Annotated in this window: 15 protein-coding genes; 9 read left to right on the top strand and 6 right to left on the bottom strand. The window is 69.3% G+C overall.

Annotation, left to right across the window (positions count from 1 at the left end; translation table 11 throughout):
- Window positions 1-330 precede the first annotated feature (330 nt).
- Window positions 331-972: a superoxide dismutase gene (locus tag ACIQ6R_RS05795; RefSeq protein ID WP_404177610.1), complete on the bottom strand. Its 642-nt coding sequence runs from the start codon at window positions 970-972 to the stop codon at window positions 331-333.
- Between the two features lie 168 nt (window positions 973-1140).
- Window positions 1141-2523: an amino acid permease gene (locus tag ACIQ6R_RS05790; RefSeq protein ID WP_404218976.1), complete on the bottom strand. Its 1383-nt coding sequence runs from the start codon at window positions 2521-2523 to the stop codon at window positions 1141-1143.
- A gap of 329 nt (window positions 2524-2852) precedes the next feature.
- On the opposite strand from ACIQ6R_RS05790, the gene ACIQ6R_RS05785 reads away from it, so the two are divergent.
- The gene (locus ACIQ6R_RS05785) at window positions 2853-3434 is read left to right on the top strand and encodes a biotin transporter BioY (RefSeq protein ID WP_404177616.1); all 582 of its coding nucleotides are present in this window, start codon (window positions 2853-2855) and stop codon (window positions 3432-3434) included.
- A gap of 94 nt (window positions 3435-3528) precedes the next feature.
- On the opposite strand, the gene ACIQ6R_RS05780 is transcribed toward ACIQ6R_RS05785, so the two are convergent.
- Entirely contained in the window at window positions 3529-4986 is a 1458-nt protein-coding gene (locus ACIQ6R_RS05780; protein WP_404218974.1) for an amino acid permease, read from the bottom strand.
- A gap of 208 nt (window positions 4987-5194) precedes the next feature.
- Between ACIQ6R_RS05780 and ACIQ6R_RS05775 the strand changes: the two genes are divergently transcribed.
- On the top strand, window positions 5195-5680 hold the full coding sequence (locus tag ACIQ6R_RS05775; RefSeq protein WP_404218972.1) for a ribose-5-phosphate isomerase: 486 nt from the start codon (window positions 5195-5197) through the stop codon (window positions 5678-5680).
- 315 nt (window positions 5681-5995) lie between these two features.
- Window positions 5996-6877: an Fpg/Nei family DNA glycosylase gene (locus tag ACIQ6R_RS05770; protein WP_404218970.1), complete on the top strand. Its 882-nt coding sequence runs from the start codon at window positions 5996-5998 to the stop codon at window positions 6875-6877.
- A gap of 10 nt (window positions 6878-6887) precedes the next feature.
- Here ACIQ6R_RS05770 and ACIQ6R_RS05765 read toward each other — a convergent pair whose 3' ends face one another.
- A complete protein-coding gene (locus ACIQ6R_RS05765; protein ID WP_404218967.1) occupies window positions 6888-8150 on the bottom strand; it encodes a GNAT family N-acetyltransferase in 1263 nt (420 codons plus the stop codon).
- A gap of 162 nt (window positions 8151-8312) precedes the next feature.
- On the opposite strand from ACIQ6R_RS05765, the gene ACIQ6R_RS05760 reads away from it, so the two are divergent.
- Window positions 8313-9500, top strand: coding sequence for a PP2C family protein-serine/threonine phosphatase (locus ACIQ6R_RS05760; RefSeq protein ID WP_404177629.1), 1188 nt, complete (start codon window positions 8313-8315; stop codon window positions 9498-9500).
- Window positions 9501-9513: 13 nt separating this feature from the next.
- On the top strand, window positions 9514-10017 hold the full coding sequence (locus ACIQ6R_RS05755; RefSeq protein ID WP_404218965.1) for an HD domain-containing protein: 504 nt from the start codon (window positions 9514-9516) through the stop codon (window positions 10015-10017).
- Between the two features lie 15 nt (window positions 10018-10032).
- Here ACIQ6R_RS05755 and ACIQ6R_RS05750 read toward each other — a convergent pair whose 3' ends face one another.
- Window positions 10033-11223, bottom strand: coding sequence for an acyltransferase family protein (locus tag ACIQ6R_RS05750; RefSeq protein WP_404218962.1), 1191 nt, complete (start codon window positions 11221-11223; stop codon window positions 10033-10035).
- A 665-nt stretch (window positions 11224-11888) separates the two neighbouring features.
- Between ACIQ6R_RS05750 and ACIQ6R_RS05745 the strand changes: the two genes are divergently transcribed.
- The 4 genes from ACIQ6R_RS05745 to ACIQ6R_RS05730 all read left to right on the top strand — a co-directional run bounded on the left by ACIQ6R_RS05745 (window position 11889) and on the right by ACIQ6R_RS05730 (window position 14983).
- Complete coding sequence (locus tag ACIQ6R_RS05745) at window positions 11889-12083, top strand: hypothetical protein (RefSeq protein WP_055416925.1); 195 nt, start codon at window positions 11889-11891, stop codon at window positions 12081-12083.
- Between the two features lie 453 nt (window positions 12084-12536).
- On the top strand, window positions 12537-12908 hold the full coding sequence (locus ACIQ6R_RS05740) for a hypothetical protein (protein WP_404218960.1): 372 nt from the start codon (window positions 12537-12539) through the stop codon (window positions 12906-12908).
- A 402-nt stretch (window positions 12909-13310) separates the two neighbouring features.
- The gene (locus tag ACIQ6R_RS05735) at window positions 13311-13733 is read left to right on the top strand and encodes a GNAT family N-acetyltransferase (protein ID WP_404218958.1); all 423 of its coding nucleotides are present in this window, start codon (window positions 13311-13313) and stop codon (window positions 13731-13733) included.
- Window positions 13734-14422: 689 nt separating this feature from the next.
- Window positions 14423-14983: an HD domain-containing protein gene (locus ACIQ6R_RS05730; RefSeq protein ID WP_404218956.1), complete on the top strand. Its 561-nt coding sequence runs from the start codon at window positions 14423-14425 to the stop codon at window positions 14981-14983.
- Here ACIQ6R_RS05730 and ACIQ6R_RS05725 read toward each other — a convergent pair.
- Window positions 14971-15441 carry an NUDIX hydrolase gene (locus ACIQ6R_RS05725; RefSeq protein ID WP_127433291.1) on the bottom strand — a complete coding sequence of 157 codons (471 nt, stop codon included), beginning with the start codon at window positions 15439-15441 and terminating at the stop codon, window positions 14971-14973. The genes ACIQ6R_RS05730 and ACIQ6R_RS05725 overlap by 13 nt on opposite strands.
- Between the last annotated feature and the right edge of the window lie 39 nt (window positions 15442-15480).

Raw genomic sequence — 15480 nt, 5'->3', positions numbered from 1 at the left:
CAGTACAGCGCGTGGCCCGCGCGCCGCGCCAGAGGCGGGACCGGAGGAACAGGGGCCCGTGCGGCAGGAACAGGGGCCCGTGCGGCGCGCGGGGCAGGCCCGCGCGCCGGTGGCGGTCATGCCGGAGCGCGTCCTGGAGGCGCCGGCCGCACCCTGGACCTGTCCCGCCGCACCGCCCTCAGACCTGCCCGATCCGCCTGTTCCGGTCGTCCCGGGCGTTCCGGGCGTACAGAAAGCCCCCGCGAGTCACGTCCTCGCGGGGGCTTCCCTCATTCCGCCTGCCGCCGTGAAGGGTGAGAAGACGATCACGAGGCAGGACGTCTCAGGAACTCAGGGCGCCAGCAGCAGCGTGTTCGTACGGGACTTGGCGGCCTCGTAACGCTTCGCCACGTCCTGCCAGTTGACGACGGCCCACATGGCGTCGATGAAGTCGACCTTCTGGTTCTTGTACTGGAGGTAGAAGGCGTGCTCCCAGGCGTCGAAGACCAGGATCGGCGTGGCGCCCTGGCCGACGTTGCCCTGGTGGTCGTAGACCTGCTCGACGATCAGGCGGCCGCTCAGCGGTTCGTACGCCAGCACACCCCAGCCGGAACCCTGGGTGGTCGCGGCGGCCTTGGTGAGCTGCGCCTTGAAGCCGGCGAAGGAGCCGAAGGACTCGGCGATCGCGTCGGCCAGCTCGCCCACGCCGTCCGCCTCCAGTGGTTCGCCGCCGCCGTCGCCGGTCATGTTGTGCCAGTAGATCGAGTGCAGGATGTGCCCGGAGAGGTGGAAGGCCAGGTTCTTCTCCAGGCCGTTGATCGATCCCCACGTCTCCTTGTCGCGCGCCTCGGCGAGCTGCTCAAGGGTGTCGTTGGCGCCCTTCACATAGGCGGCGTGGTGCTTGTCGTGGTGCAGCTCGATGATCTCGGGGCTGATCACGGGGGCCAGCGCGGAGTAGTCGTACGGCAGTTCAGGAAGTGTGTAGACGGGCATGGCGGGTCCCCTCCGACCTCTTATTGCAAAAGGCTTGCAAGTGCACGCTAGCAGCAAGTGACCGGGTGGGCAGTGCGGGGGACGGCCGGGCGTGCCGCGGCACGCGAAAGGGCCCCCGCACGGATCCGTCTCCGTGCGGGGGCCCTCGTGGAGCCAGGGGCGGTGGGGCTAACCGCGCGCCCGCCGCCGCTGCCGGGCATAGCCCGCGGCCGCCAGGACCAGCGTCATCCCGCCCGTCGAGTACAGCTGCACCCGGGTGTCCGGCTCCCGGGCCATCAGCACGAACACCGCGGCCATGCCCGCCAGCGCCACCCAGGTCAGGTACGGGAAGCCCCACATGCGCACGACCAGCTTCCCGGGCGCCTCCCGCTCCAGCCGGCGGCGCAGCCGCAGCTGGGAGACGGCGATGAAGATCCAGACGACCAGGATGACCGCCCCGATCATGTTCAGCAGCCAGGAGAAGACGTCGTCCGGCCGCCAGTAGCTCAGCAGCACGCAGCCGAAGCCGAAGAGGGAGGAGACGAGCACCGCGATCCGCGGCACCCCGCCCGACACCCGGCCCAGCGCCTTCGGGCCCTGGCCGCGCTCCACCAGCGAGTAGCCGATCCGGGAGGCGCCGTAGATGTTGGCGTTCATCGCGCTCAGCAGGGCGACCAGCACGACGACGTTCATGAGCTGTCCGGCGCCGGGAATGCCGAGTTCGTCGAGGGCGGCGACGTACGGGCCCTTCTCCACGACCTCCTTGGAGTCCCACGGCACCAGGGTCACGATGACCGCCATCGAGCCGATGTAGAACAGCGCGATCCGCCACATCGCCGTCCGCACGGCGCTCGCCACGCCCTTGACCGGGTTCTCCGACTCGGCCGCAGCGATGGTCACCGTCTCCAGGCCGCCGTAGGCGAACACCGAGGCCAGCAGGCCGATGATCAGGCCGTTGCCGCCGTTCGGCAGGAAGTCGCCCAGGTGCGAGGTGCCGGGGGAGTCGGTGCCCGGCAGGATCCCGGCGATCGCCAGTACGCCCAGCACCAGGAACAGCGAGATCGCGCCGACCTTGAGGGCGGCGAACCAGAACTCGAACTCGCCGAAGTTCTTCACGGCGGCCAGGTTCGTCCCGCAGAACACCACCATGAACAGTGCCACCCAGGCCCACTCGGGCGTGCCCGGCAGCCAGCCGTGGACGATGTGCGCCGCGCCGATGCCCTCCAGGCCGACGGCCGTGCACAGCAGCACCCAGAACGCCCAGCCCGCGGTGAAGCCGGCCCAGGGGCCGATCGCCCGCTCGGCGTGTGCGGAGAACGAACCCGACGACGGATACGCCGCCGACATCTCGCCCAGCATCCGCATCACCAGCATCACGAGGAGGCCGGAGAGGGTGTAGGCGACGACGATCGACGGCCCGGCGGCGGCGATGCCGGCCCCGGAGCCGACGAACAGCCCGGCGCCGATCACGCCACCGAGGGCGATCATCGACAGATGGCGCTGCTTGAGGCCGTGGGAGAGGGAGGCGTCGTCCGACTGCGGCGGCTTACCTGTGGTGGTGCTGTTGGACATGGAGCGGCTGGTCCGATGCGTGGAGGGCGGGGGGCGGCAAAAACGCCCACAGTCTCCGGTCTCGCGCCGGTCGGCGACAGCGGCTGCCCACGATGCGGACGGTCTCGATACGGAACGTGATCGTCCGAATGCACCGTTCCGCTTGGGGTGACGCTCGCCTCTCCTCCTCGGTGACCGGTGTCACGCGCAAGCACGTGTATCCGGCCGTCTTTGTCGGGAGCCCACCAAGCTGGTGATCAGGCCTTTGTCGGGCGCTGCTGGTGATCGGGCCCGATCCGCTGGGATAGCGTCGCGGTGTCCCGACATGTCCACACCACCGCGGAGTCCCCATGAGCACCGCTGCCGTCCCCGCCCGATCCGGGCAGGTCCTCGCCGACCTCATTCCCTCCTCCCGTGTCCGGGACGTCGCGCTCGTCGCCGGCGGCGCCGCGCTCGTCGGCGTCGCGGCCCAGGTGGCGGTGCCCGTGCCGGGCTCCCCGGTGCCGGTGACCGGCCAGACCTTCGCGGCGCTGCTCGTCGGCACCTCGCTCGGCGCCCGCCGCGGCCTGCTCTCGCTCGCGCTGTACGCGCTGGTCGGCATGGCGGGCGTGCCGTGGTTCGCGGAGGGCGGCTCCGGCACCGGCGCCCCGTCCCTCGGCTACGTCTTCGGCATGCTGCTCGCCGCCACCGTCGTGGGCGCGCTGGCCCGCCGCGGCGCCGACCGCTCGATGCTCCGCATGGCCGGTGCGATGCTGCTCGGCGAGGCGATCATCTACGCCGTCGGCGTTCCGTACCTGGCCCTCGCCGCCGACATGTCCCTCACCGCGGCGATCGCGGCCGGTCTCACCCCGTTCCTGATCGGGGACGCGCTGAAGGCGGCCCTGGCGATGGGCGTGCTGCCCGCCGCCTGGAAGCTGGCCGACAAGCGGTAGTACCGCCTCGGTTCCCGCCGAAGAGGCTCGCCGGGTCGCACTGCGACCCGGCGAGCCTCTTTCGCGTCTGCGCGTCCCACGCCGACAGCGGCCGTCAGCCCTTCCCGGCGACGGCCTTCTGCTCGGCGGCCTTGCGTGCGACGGCCTTCTGCTTGACGAAGGCGACGGCGAGGACCAGCGCCGCCACGAGCAGCGACAGCAGCACGGTCGTACGCCCGTTGTGCTCGGTGTCGGTCAGCATGTAGCCGAGCACGAAGACGATCACGCCGGCGACCGCCCAGGTCAGGTACGGGAACAGCCACATCCGCACCACCAGCTTCTCCGGCGCCTCCGCCTGGATGATCTTCCGCATCCGCAGCTGCGAGAAGCAGATCACCAGCCACACGAAGAGGGCCACGGCGCCGGAGGAGTTGACGAGGAAGAGGAAGACGGAGTCGGGGAACTCGTAGTTGAAGAACACGGCGACGAAGCCGAACACCACGGACACGAGGATCGCCGTCCGCGGCACACCACGCCGGGTGGTCCGGGCGAACGCCTTGGGCGCGTCACCGCGCTCACCGAGCGAGAAGGCCATCCGAGAGGCCGTGTACAGCCCGGAGTTCAGACAGGACAGCACGGACGTCAGCACGATGAAGTTCATGATCTGACCGGCGTTCGCGATCCCGAGCGAGTCGAGGGCGGCCACGTAGGAGCCCTGGTCGATGATCGACTGCGAGTCCCAGGGCAGCAGCGCGACGACGACGAAGATCGAACCGAGGTAGAAGACGGCGATACGCCAGATGATGCTGTTGGTCGCCTTGGTGACGGCCCGCTGCGGGTCCTCGGACTCGCCGGCGGCCAGGGTGGGGATCTCACTGCCCATGAAGGAGAAGACGACGAGCAGCACACCGGTCAGGATCGCCCCCGCCCCGTTCGGCAGGAATCCGCCGTGCTCCGTCAGATTGGCCAGCCCCGCCTGCTCGCTGTCGACGCCGGGCAGCAGCCCGAAGACGGCCAGCCCGCCGACGACGATGAACGCGGCGATCGCGACGACCTTGATCCCGGCGAACCAGAACTCGAACTCGCCGTAGGAGCCGACCGAGGCCAGGTTGGTGGCGGTCAGCACGACCATCACGATCAGCGCCCACCCCCACTGCGGCACGGCCGGTATCCACCCTTCGAGGATCTTGGCCCCGGCGGTCGCCTCCACCGCCAGCACCACGACCCAGAAGAACCAGTACAGCCAGCCGATGGAGAACCCGGCCCAGGGCCCGAGCGCCCGGTCGGCGTGCGCGGAGAACGAACCCGAGGTCGGATGTGCGACGGACATCTCCCCGAGCATCCGCATCACCAGCACCACAAGAGTGCCGACAAGGGCGTACGAGAGAAGGATGCCGGGGCCCGCGGTGGCGATTCCCGAACTTGATCCCACGAACAGCCCGGCCCCGATGACACCGCCAATGGCGATCATCGAGAGATGGCGGTTCTTGAGCCCCGCCTGGAGCCCGGACCCGGGTTCTCCGGGGCCTTCGGGTCCGTTCTCGGGCTTCGTCAGGGTCGGCTGCGAAGTCATGGGGTGGTGTTTTCCTTTGTGCCGGTCGAGCAGTTTCCCGTACGAGCGGTGTACGAGCCGGACCAGTGAAACGGAGGTGAACGAGTTCGGGAACCTTTGATTTCAGATCGTTACTTGAGCTTTCCCTGAGCTTCCAAAGTTTTACTCGCCCTTTTCGAATCCGACACCCGACGCTGCCGCCCCGTGGTCCGCGTGTCACACTCAACCCATGCGCGTGTATCTCGGCTCCGACCATGCGGGCTACGAACTCAAGAACCATCTCGTCGAGTGGCTCAAGGCGGCGGGTCACGACCCCGTCGACTGCGGCCCGCACATCTACGACGCCCAGGACGACTACCCGCCCTTCTGCCTCCGCGCCGCGGAGCGGACGGCCGCGGACCCCGGTGCCCTCGGCATCGTGATCGGCGGCTCCGGCAACGGCGAGCAGATCGCGGCGAACAAGGTGAAGGGCGTGCGTGCGGCGCTGGCCTGGAGCGAGGAGACGGCGTCCCTCGGCCGCCAGCACAACGACGCCAACGTCGTCGCGGTCGGCGCCCGCATGCACACGCGGGAGGAGGCGACGAAGTTCGTGGAGACCTTCCTCGCCACCCCGTTCTCCGGCGACGACCGCCACATCCGCCGCATCGACATGCTCACGTCCTACGAGACGACGGGCGACCTCCCCCCCATCCCGCCGCACCACCCGCAGCAGTAGCGCTGCCGCGTGGTGCCTCCTTCCTCCGGTGCGTGAGCGCGAGGGGGAGGACGAAGGAGCCCCCGCCGGAGGGGTGCGGCGCCGGGCCCGGGAGGGTGCGGCGCCAGTCCCTCCGGAGAGCGCGGGACACGGTGCCCGCAGGGGCGCAGGGGACGGAGACCCCGCCGGGGTCCTGGGCGGGGCCCCGGGGCGAGTCCCGCTGCTTGCCCGACCGTCGGTCCGCGGCCGGGCGTCCCGCAGGGGTGCAGAGGGCGGAGCCCCCTGCCCGCGCCCGGACGGGGACCGACGGTCGAGGAACGCAGGAAGGACACTCCCGTGCCGGAAGGCCACACGATCCACCGGCTGGCCAGGGACTACGCCGCCGCCTTCGCCACCGGCACGGCCCCGCGCGTCACCAGCCCCCAGGGGAAGTTCGCCGACGCCGCCGCCCTCCTCACCGGCACGCCGCTCACCCGCACCGAGGCCCACGGCAAACACCTCTTCCTCGGCTTCGGCGCCGCCGAGCCCGCCGACCCCGCCGACCCCGCCGAGCCCTTCGCGTCCGCAGAACCCGCCGAGCCCGCCGACTGGATCCACATCCACCTCGGCCTCTTCGGCAAGGTCACCTTCGGGGCGACCCCCGCGCCCCCGCCCACGGACACCGTCCGCCTCCGCCTCGCCAACGAGACCGCCTACGTCGACCTCCGCGGCCCCACCACCTGCGCCCTCATCACGGACCCGGAGAAGCAGGCGATACACGACCGCCTCGGCCCCGACCCCCTGCGCCCGGACGCCGACCCCGGGGCCGCGTACCGCCGCGTCTCCCGCAGCCGCACCACCATCGCCGCCCTGCTCATGGACCAGAAGGTCATCGCCGGCGTCGGCAACGTCTACCGCGCCGAGGTCCTCTTCCGCCACGGCATCGACCCGTACCGCCCCGGCAGGGACCTCACCCCCGCCGAGTGGGACGCGATCTGGCGCGACCTCACCGACCTCATGCGCGAGGGCGTCAGGAACAACCGCATCGACACCGTCCGCCCGGAACACACCCCCGAGGCCATGGGCCGCCCGCCCCGCGTCGACGACCACGGCGGCGAGGTCTACGTCTACCGCCGGGCCAACCGGTCCTGCCACCTCTGCGGCGACGCGATCCGCACCGCGGACCTCGCCGCCCGCAACCTCTTCTGGTGCCCGACCTGCCAGCGGGGTCCCCGGTAGGCGACCGCCGTCAGAACCCGTGCGGCAACCACGGCGCGACGTCCGACCCGAACGCCACCGAAGCCTCCGCCAGCGCCCCCCGCCGCAGCTCCCGCACCCGCCCGGCCGCGCCCAGCGAGACCAGGCTCACGCCCCCGAGGTACGCCGCCCCCAGCTCCCGTACCGTCAGGGCCAGATCCGCCGCGTCGGACGTCCGCTCGCAGGACGCCCCCTTCGCGTCCCCGGTCAGCCGCCAACGCCCCTCGTTCCAGGGACAGAAGGCGTCCTCGACCTCGAACACCACGTCCACCGGCGCCTGGTACGTCCGCGCCGACAGCGCGGCCCCCACGTCCACCAGCCGCACGTACAAGGCGTCCCGCAGCACCGGCCGGCACCGGCGGATGTCCGACACCTGGTGCTGCCACGCCTCGTCGACCGGCCGCCCGCGCACGGTCAGCACCGACGTCAGGTCGATGTCGAACAGGAACCGCCACAGCGCCGCCTCGGTCGCCGGATCCAGCCCGGCCAGGTCCTCCACGACCACCGTGCCGCCCGGCCCCTCGTTCCCCCAGGCCGGCCGCACCCGGAACCGCGCGTACCCCGTGACCTCGCCGTCCCGCCGGGCGACCACGCACTGCAGCGGTGACGCGCCCTCCCGCTCGCTCTCCGGGTCCAGCAGCCCCACCCGCTCCCAGCCGGGCCGCCGGGCCAGCATCCCGGGCCGTCCGGGCACCAGCCGCGCGTACACCGCCTCGCACGCGTCGAGTACGTCCGCGGGCGCCGCGTACCGGAGCCGTACGTCGTCCGTGCCGTCCGGCACGGACAGCCGGACCCGGTTCGTATCGATCTCCGCGTTGATCTGGAAGGTCGCGGCGCCGTACCCGAACCTGCCGTAGATCGCCGGTTCGGAGGCGGTCAGCACGGCCAGCGGCTCGCCCCAGGACCGTACGTCGTCCAGCTGCCGCCGCATCATCGACGTCAGCACACCCCGGCGCCGGTGCGTGGCGGCGACGCTCACCATCGTCACGCCCGCCGCGGCCACCTCCGTACCGCCCGGCACGGTCATCCGGAAGCTGAACGCCCCCGCCGTGCCGACGCATTCGTCGCCCTCCCAGACGCCGAGCGAGCGGTCGACCTCGGTCAGGGCGTTGTACAGCTCCAACTCCTCGGTGGACTCCGGGACCCCGCCGAAGGCACGGATCAGCGTCCCGTACCACTGGTGCCACTCGTCCTGCCGCAGTACTCGCAGCTCGGTCATCAGGTCGTCGTCGCCGTTTCCCATGGAACGTCCCATGGACCATGCGTACCAGGGCCGCTCGGACCGGGCGAGGCAATTTCCGCCAGGTTGCGGCGCGACGGCCGTTCGTGAAGTTCACTGTGAAGTCGGGCCCCGGACGGGGGACAAGCAGGACCTCCCGTGCCAAGCGCCCGGTCCGATGGATAGGGTCCCGAACTAATGGCAGCAGGACGACAGCGGCGCGCGGAAGCCGACACGTTCACGGCCCGGTGGAAGAAGCAGTGGCACCGGGCCCGCGTCGGCATGCGCCGATCCGCCGTCGACTACTTCCGCGGCGACGGCTCGGACTGGATCGCCCTGGCCGGACTGCTGCTGACGATCCCCGTCATCGCGGCCACCACGATGATGAACTCGGTGTGGTGCGCCCCCTCCGCACTGGTCCTGCCCATTGTCGCGGGCGGTCTGCTGCTGCGCCCGGCCAGCCTGCTCGGTCTGTACGCGGCGGCGGCCACGGCGCTGATCGTGGAGTCGGTGCAACTGGGCCCGTACACCGAGGGCCCCTCCCGGGTCACCCCCGGCGTGGTCCTGGTCGTCGCGGCCTGCGGTTTCTTCGGGCTGCTGGTCGCCCAGTTCCGCAGCCGGGTCGGCGTGCCCTGGCGGCGCGGCGGCACCATGCTCTTCGACCTGCGCGAACGCATCCGGGTCCAGAGCAAGCTGCCCCAGCTGCCGCCCGGTTGGCACCGGGAGATGGCGCTGCGCCCGGCCGGCGGCCAGTCCTTCTCCGGCGACTTCGTCGTCGCCGCCCGCACCAACGGCGGCCGGACGCTCGAGGTGGTCCTCACCGACGTCTCCGGCAAGGGCATGGACGCGGGCTCACGCGCCCTGCTGCTGTCGGGCGCGTTCGGCGGACTGCTGGGCAGCCTGCCCCCGCACGCCTTCCTGCCGGCCGCCAACGGCTACCTGCTCCGCCAGGACTGGGACGAGGGCTTCGCCACCTCCATCCACCTCGTACTGGACCTCGACTCCGGCGACTACGAGCTGTACTCCGCCGGACATCCGCCGGGCCTCCAGCTCAGCGCGGGCACCGGCCGCTGGGAGGAGAAGACGGCCGAGGGGCCGCTGCTGGGCGTGTACGACGGCGCGCAGTTCGACCCGGTGAAGGGCTCACTGCGCCCCGGAGACGTGTTGATGCTGTTCACCGACGGTCTGGTGGAAACCTCGGACCGCGACATCGCCGAGGGCATCGACCGCCTCACCGGCGAGGCCGACCGCTATGTCGCGGGCGGCTTCCACGGCGCCGCCTGGCATCTGATCGAGGCGGTCGCCAAGGACGTCAACGACGACCGGGCGCTCCTGCTGCTCTGCCGGGAGGGCCCGACGGCCCAGTCCCCGACGGTGGCGGACTGACACACTGGACCGCGTGTCCCACACTCCGTCATTCCCGTCACCGCCCTCACCGCCCACCGAGCCGCTCTCCCTGGCCGACGTCGAGGCCACCGCCCGTGCCGCCCACGCCGGACAGACCGACAAGGCGGGGCGGCCGTACGCCGAACACCTGCGGGCCGTCGCCGAGGGCGTGCGGCGGCGCGGCGGGGACGACGAGCAGATCGCGGCGGCCTGGCTGCACGACGCCGTCGAGGACGACGCGCTGTCGGAGCGATGGCTGCGCGAGGCCGCACTGAGCCGCCGTACCAAGGACATCGTCCTCGCCCTCACCAAGCGGGCGGGGGAACCGCCCGAGGCGTACGCCGCGCGCATCCTCGCCACGCCCGGCGCCCAGCTGGTCAAGGAGGCGGACCTGGCACACAACGCCGACCCGGCGCGCCTCGCGGTCCTGGAGGAGAACACCCGCACACGACTGACCGAGAAGTACGCACGGATGCGCGCACTTCTCGGTCCGGTCGACGTGGGGGAGGGTGCCTGAAGCGGAAAGCCGGCTTCAGACGGAGACCTTCTCGCCGGCCTCGCTCGGCGCACGCGCCTCGCGCACCTCTGTCTCCCCGGCCTTCTCCGCCTTCTCCCGCCTCTCGCGACCCCGGGCGGCCTCGCCCGGATCCCGCTTGAACAGCCACTCCATCCTCGGCTCCACCACGCACCGCAGGACCCGCTGGACGGGCTTGGTGCACAGCAGGGTGATGACGGTGGCCCCGAGGACGGTGAGTCCGATCTCACCGAGCGGCCGGTCCAGCACGGGGTGGGAGAACCAGCCGGCGTAGCTGCCCTCCTTCACCAGGAAGCCGTGCATCAGGTAGCCGTAGATCGTGCCCGCGCCGAGCGCCGTGAACCACATGCGCCGGCCCGGCACCCAGGCGAAGAAGCACGCGGACAGCACCAGCGAGCAGCCGAAGAGGGCGAGCGTCAGCACGGGTCCGGTCCACCAGGGGGCGCCGGTGTCCTGCACGGCGGCGTTGCGGTAGAACCAGCCGGTCTCCATGCGCGGCACCGACCACCAGGCGACGGCCACCGCGGCCGCGACCACCGGCACGGACAGGATCCGCACCGAGCGGCGCCGTACCAGCTGGAAGTGCTCGGGGCGCAGCACCAGGCCCAGCACGAAACAGGGCAGGAACTGCAGCACCCGCTGCATGTTCAGGTCGTTGCCGACCGTGGGCGTCACGGACGCCAGTGCGGCGATGCCCAGCGCGATCGGCAGCGGCCAGCGGACCGTCTGCCAGATGGGTGTGGTCAGCCGCCAGACGAACAGCGCGCACAGGAACCACAGAAGGTACGTGGGATCCAGCAGGCTGATGTCGTTGGCCGGGTCCTCGCTGACGCGGCGGTGCAGCGCGTAGGCGACCTCGAAGACGAGGTAGGGGACGGCGACACCGGTGATCAGCCGTTTGACGCGCTTGGGGCTCAGATCGAAACTGCGCGAGAAGTAGCCGGAGATGATGATGAACGCCGGCATGTGGAACGTGTACAGGACCCGGTACAGGGTCTCGACGGTCCGGTTCCCGTCCAGGATCTGTCCCCAGGCGTGACCCACACCGACCAGGACGATCGCCAGGTACTTGGCGTTGTCGAAGAACGCGTCGCGTCGCCGACTCGGCTGTGCCTGCCGGTCCGGTGCCTGCTGGTCCGAGCGGTACGGCGACTTCCGGTCGCCGTGCGGTCGCAGCGAGCTAGTCATGCAACCCCCCGCCAAAAACTCGGCGGGTCGTAGCAGGACCTCGCTGCTCTGGAGGGGGACGAGGCAGCGTAGAACATCTGAGGCACCCTAGCGTTCTCCTCGTGTTTCCGTAAAACCCTTGATGCCATTCCTGCATTCGTCTACCGACTACCTTGCGAGTGCCCGGTATTTCGGGGAACTCGACCTCTCCGGTCGCGTGACGGCTCCCACACCGAACGGCGTCGCCGGGCATGGAAGCAGCCCTCTGGGCACCCCGGTTGTCACGACTCGTCATGACTAAACAGTGCATAAGACCGGCAGGCGACTCCCCTGGAATGTCCCCTTCAATGCGCTTACGTGGCCCGCCGGCGTCTCTGTGAACTCCCTGTGAGGCGCCCGTCGATGTGCGCCCCGCGACAATTCGAAATAACTGCGAACGGGTTGTGTGGGCATCGAAACGAAGTGGCCGGAATTCCCCACACGAGTGCCCTGTCGAATTTCTGTACGGGGTGCGATGGTTGGGTACGCCCGCGCGCGGGGGAGGTGCGCCGCCCCGGGAACCCGGCCGGACGATGTGTCACCCGCCGCATAGCGGGGCCCGGTTGGTGGCACGATGGTTCTGGCGGGGGTGTGCTGCGCTGCACCTCCGGGCCGGGAGAGCGGACCGACCTAGGGTGTGATCAGTTGTGGCCATTTCGCTGTCAGTGGTGCTGCTGTTGGCAATCATCCTGGTGGTGCTGCTGCGAGGAGGCTCCATCAAGGCGGGCCCGGCGATCGTCGCGGTCCTCTTCGGCTTCTTCCTGGCCTCGACGGGCATGGCCGACGACATCCAGCGGTTCCTGGACTCGATAGCGGAGACGCTCAACTCCATCCAGTTCTAGCCCGGGGCCGCACAAAGGCCTCCGGCCCGGTCCCCTGGGGGGCCGGGCCGGAGGCCTCTCGGAGCGGGCGACGGGAATCGAACCCGCGTAGCTAGTTTGGAAGATCGCGTACGCGCGCGGGTCTCACCTGAGGGGAGCTTGACCTGGTGTTCTGCGGGGCGCTCCCCGTGAGTCCCTCTTCAGCCCTGTGGGGTACTGCTCCGTCGGGCACGCGAGGGGCACGCTGCCGCGATGCTAGGACGCCGTCGGTCCGAGTGGCGTTCGCCGAGCCTTTGAGGTGGAGAGCGATTGGCTGGTTATTTGGGGGCGTGATCGGACTAGGCCGCGCGGTTACCTGAAGTGATCAACCGAGGTCGGGCAGCCCAGGCACGCATGATGTTCAGTGTTCAGTCGCTGGTGGGGTTGGCTGAGGTTGCAAGCGCCGTGAACCTTGAGCGATGGCACACTACTGCTGTGACCACGCCTGAGAATGTGCCCGACGTCCTTGAGGTGCGGCTTAAATGGCGCAATACGGACGTGCCTAGCCGTCCTGCGAACCAGTTCATTGTCTCCATGAGTCTGCCTAACTTGGCAGGTCAGGCCGATGCGATCCACTTGACCCTGGGCCAGGCGGACCCGCCCGTCATCAGCGGATCACCAGAGCAGATGGAGCAGGATCTGCGCGAACTGGGTACCCTTCCAGTGGAGACACTTGGACGCTATGTTCTAACCAGGGCAAGGTTGGCGGAACTCATCCAAGTCTTGCAGCAGGCAGCTGACAAGTACGACAACATGCGACGGTCTGGGGGGCTGACGGATGACGACACCGATGCCGGCACCACATGAGCTAACTCCAGTGGCTGCGCCGTTCGTGAGTACGCTGAAGAGCCTGGCGTCTTCGCTTGTCATGCCGCTGGCTCAGAGCAGGCCCAACCTTGATAGGCACGTGGTTGAGCTGGCGGTTTCATCGTCGGCGCCCGAGCCGGAAGGTGCTCAGCGGGCCGCTGCTCTGGCCTACGCGAAGGCCTTGCGCACGCCCCCCTCCGCAGAGGCTGCTGACTACATAAGGAAACGCCTCGCTTCGGGCCCGCCGCGACGTCGAAGGGCCAGGTCTGACGCTTGAGCCACGTCTCGTGGCGGGCCGCGAGAAGCACTGATAGACGAGCGTTTGAAAGCTTTACATGCACACAGCCAAACCCTAAGGGCCCGACCGGGCGCCCGCTCCCGCATCCTGCTCACTGGGAGTGGGTGGTTCAGAGCTGGGTGCGAAGCGAGGCTCGCAAGGAGTGCAGCGGGCCGCTGGATGAACGCGTCTTGGTTGCGGAAGTGGTGCCGTCGAGGCGCTTCGGAGCCGTCGTCGCACACTCACGTCCTGATGACGCATATGCAGCATGGGTGCACGAGAGGATGGGCTGGGAAGGGCCAGTCCGTCTGTTGAGGGTGATAGCAGTCGCTCTAGATCACCAAGGACGCGGCCTTGGGCACGAAGCTATGGACACGGCGTTCGACGATATTGATGAGCGGGAGTCCGGGGAGCAAGCTCTCGTTCTTGCGTTGATCCATGAACGCAACGAACGTAGTCAGATGATGGCGCTGAAACATCAGCTGGAGCTGGCCCCTTTTCCTTGCACGGAGACCCCAGGGATGCAGTACTGGTTCACGACGACGTAGGGGTTCGTTGCCCTTGACCTGCGGTAATCACTGTTCGTAGCGGGTCTTAACGGTCTGCGGGTGCTCGGTCAGTACGCTCCGTCGCTACGCTGATCTCCGATCACGGAGCGTACTGACCGAGCACCCAATCAGCCTTCCATCTTTACTTATTCTTGGTCGACCCGTGTCCGACTCGATACGCAAAGATGAGCCAGGTCGGTGGAGCGGCTTTGGGCTGGAGCTGCTTTGGGGCGAGTGATCATGGCCCCGTAAGCTTCCGGCGAGTCGGGCAGTCTGTGGACCTGCCCGGTAAAGCACGACGTTGGGGCCATGATCTTAGAGGCTCGCCCCAAAGTGGCTGCCTAAAGCCGTGGAGCCGACCGCCCCAGCCACGACGGAGTTCTGACCTTGGCATTGCTTTCTCACCCTCGCCCCGGCCTGGTCTTCGCCCCCTTGTGGGCGCGGGCGGGCGCCGGCGCGCGGCCCCGGTGACGAAGGCAAGGAGGGGCGGCGCGGCGGCGACCGGCCGGCGCCGCCGCGCTGTGCGCGGCACCTCCGATCTGTGATCGGACTGCTTGCAGTTCCAGGAGGCCGGGCGCGACAGCGAGCGAAGCGAGCCTTGATGATGTAGGGAAACTCTTACCGCGCCATGCCTGAGCGGCTGATCCCGGGGTGTCGGCAACGCGTTGATCTGGGCTACCGTGCGGTCTATGCCCTCTGGACTGGACACGCCTCACGGCGCGGCTGAACTGGCTGAGTCGCTCTTGCCTCCGCTCGGGAACCGCTGGCTGCACACTCAGGCGGTGGCGGCCATGGCACGAGAAGTATCCGGGGCTGTGTCCGAAGAGGACCGTGATTTGCTCGTCGCCGCCGCCTGGCTGCACGACATCGGCTACGCCCCGGAGCTGCGGGACACAGGATTTCACCCGCTCGATGGTGCTCGTCACCTGGAAGCCCTCGGGGCGCCCTCGCGGCTCGTCCGCCTCGTCGCCCACCACTCTGGGGCCGTGTACGAGGCTGAGCAACGCGGTCTGTCTGCTGAGCTTGACGCCTATGAGCGGGAGGACTCTCCCGTCCTCGACGCGCTGATCTACGCTGACATGACGACCGGGCCGGCCGGACAGTCCTTCGACTTCGATCACCGCATTGACGAGATCCTGGTGCGGTACGAGCCGGGCAGTGCGGTGCACAACGCGATCAGCAAGGCGCGTCCGTACCTCGGGGCTGCCGTTGAGCGGACGCGCTCTCGCCTCGCTGGTCAGCCGACGTAGGGCTCGCGGTTGTCGGTCAGCCCGTGATCGATCCGCATCCGCATCGACGGGTGGATGTTCAGGTCGTCCAGGCGGCTGGGGTGGACGAACGCCACTTCCTTGCTCTCGCTGCTCGTGCGTAGTTCGCCGCCAGCGATGCGGGCGCGGAAGCAGATCGAGAACTGTTGGCGCACCTCGCCGTCGTCGTACGCCATGACGTGCGCCGGGTTGGTGTAGATGCCGACGAGTCCCGTCACCTCGACGTCGAACCCGGTCTCTTCCTTGGTCTCGCGTACGGCGGCATCGGGGGCTGACTCGCCGACGTCGACGCCGCCCCCGGGGAGTGCCCACAGGTTGTTGTCCGTCTTGTGGATCAGCAAGACTTCACCGGCATCGTTGAGCGCCACTGCGGTGACGGATGGAACGATGCTGTTCGCCTTCGGGGCGTTCGGATCGTTGAAGTAGTCGACTCGGGCCATGCTCCAAGCCTTGCACGCTCCGTCAGGTGGTCGCGTGCC

The organism is Streptomyces sp. NPDC096048 (genome assembly GCF_044763415.1).
Lineage (GTDB): Bacteria > Actinomycetota > Actinomycetes > Streptomycetales > Streptomycetaceae > Streptomyces.
The sequence above is the reverse complement of the archived record's forward strand: the minus strand, read 5'-3'. Positions and strand labels throughout refer to the sequence as shown.

Excerpts from the sequence above, each read along its gene's own strand:
- ACIQ6R_RS05730 (WP_404218956.1), top strand. The coding sequence starts at position 14,423 with ATGCCCTCTGGACTGGACACGCCTCACGGCGCGGCTGAACTGGCTGAG.
- ACIQ6R_RS05780 (WP_404218974.1), bottom strand. The coding sequence starts at position 4,986 with ATGACTTCGCAGCCGACCCTGACGAAGCCCGAGAACGGACCCGAAGGC.
- ACIQ6R_RS05795 (WP_404177610.1), bottom strand. The coding sequence starts at position 972 with ATGCCCGTCTACACACTTCCTGAACTGCCGTACGACTACTCCGCGCTG.
- ACIQ6R_RS05790 (WP_404218976.1), bottom strand. The coding sequence starts at position 2,523 with ATGTCCAACAGCACCACCACAGGTAAGCCGCCGCAGTCGGACGACGCC.
- ACIQ6R_RS05775 (WP_404218972.1), top strand. The coding sequence starts at position 5,195 with ATGCGCGTGTATCTCGGCTCCGACCATGCGGGCTACGAACTCAAGAAC.
- ACIQ6R_RS05760 (WP_404177629.1), top strand. The coding sequence starts at position 8,313 with ATGGCAGCAGGACGACAGCGGCGCGCGGAAGCCGACACGTTCACGGCC.
- ACIQ6R_RS05765 (WP_404218967.1), bottom strand. The coding sequence starts at position 8,150 with ATGGGACGTTCCATGGGAAACGGCGACGACGACCTGATGACCGAGCTG.
- ACIQ6R_RS05750 (WP_404218962.1), bottom strand. The coding sequence starts at position 11,223 with ATGACTAGCTCGCTGCGACCGCACGGCGACCGGAAGTCGCCGTACCGC.
- ACIQ6R_RS05725 (WP_127433291.1), bottom strand. The coding sequence starts at position 15,441 with ATGGCCCGAGTCGACTACTTCAACGATCCGAACGCCCCGAAGGCGAAC.
- ACIQ6R_RS05785 (WP_404177616.1), top strand. The coding sequence starts at position 2,853 with ATGAGCACCGCTGCCGTCCCCGCCCGATCCGGGCAGGTCCTCGCCGAC.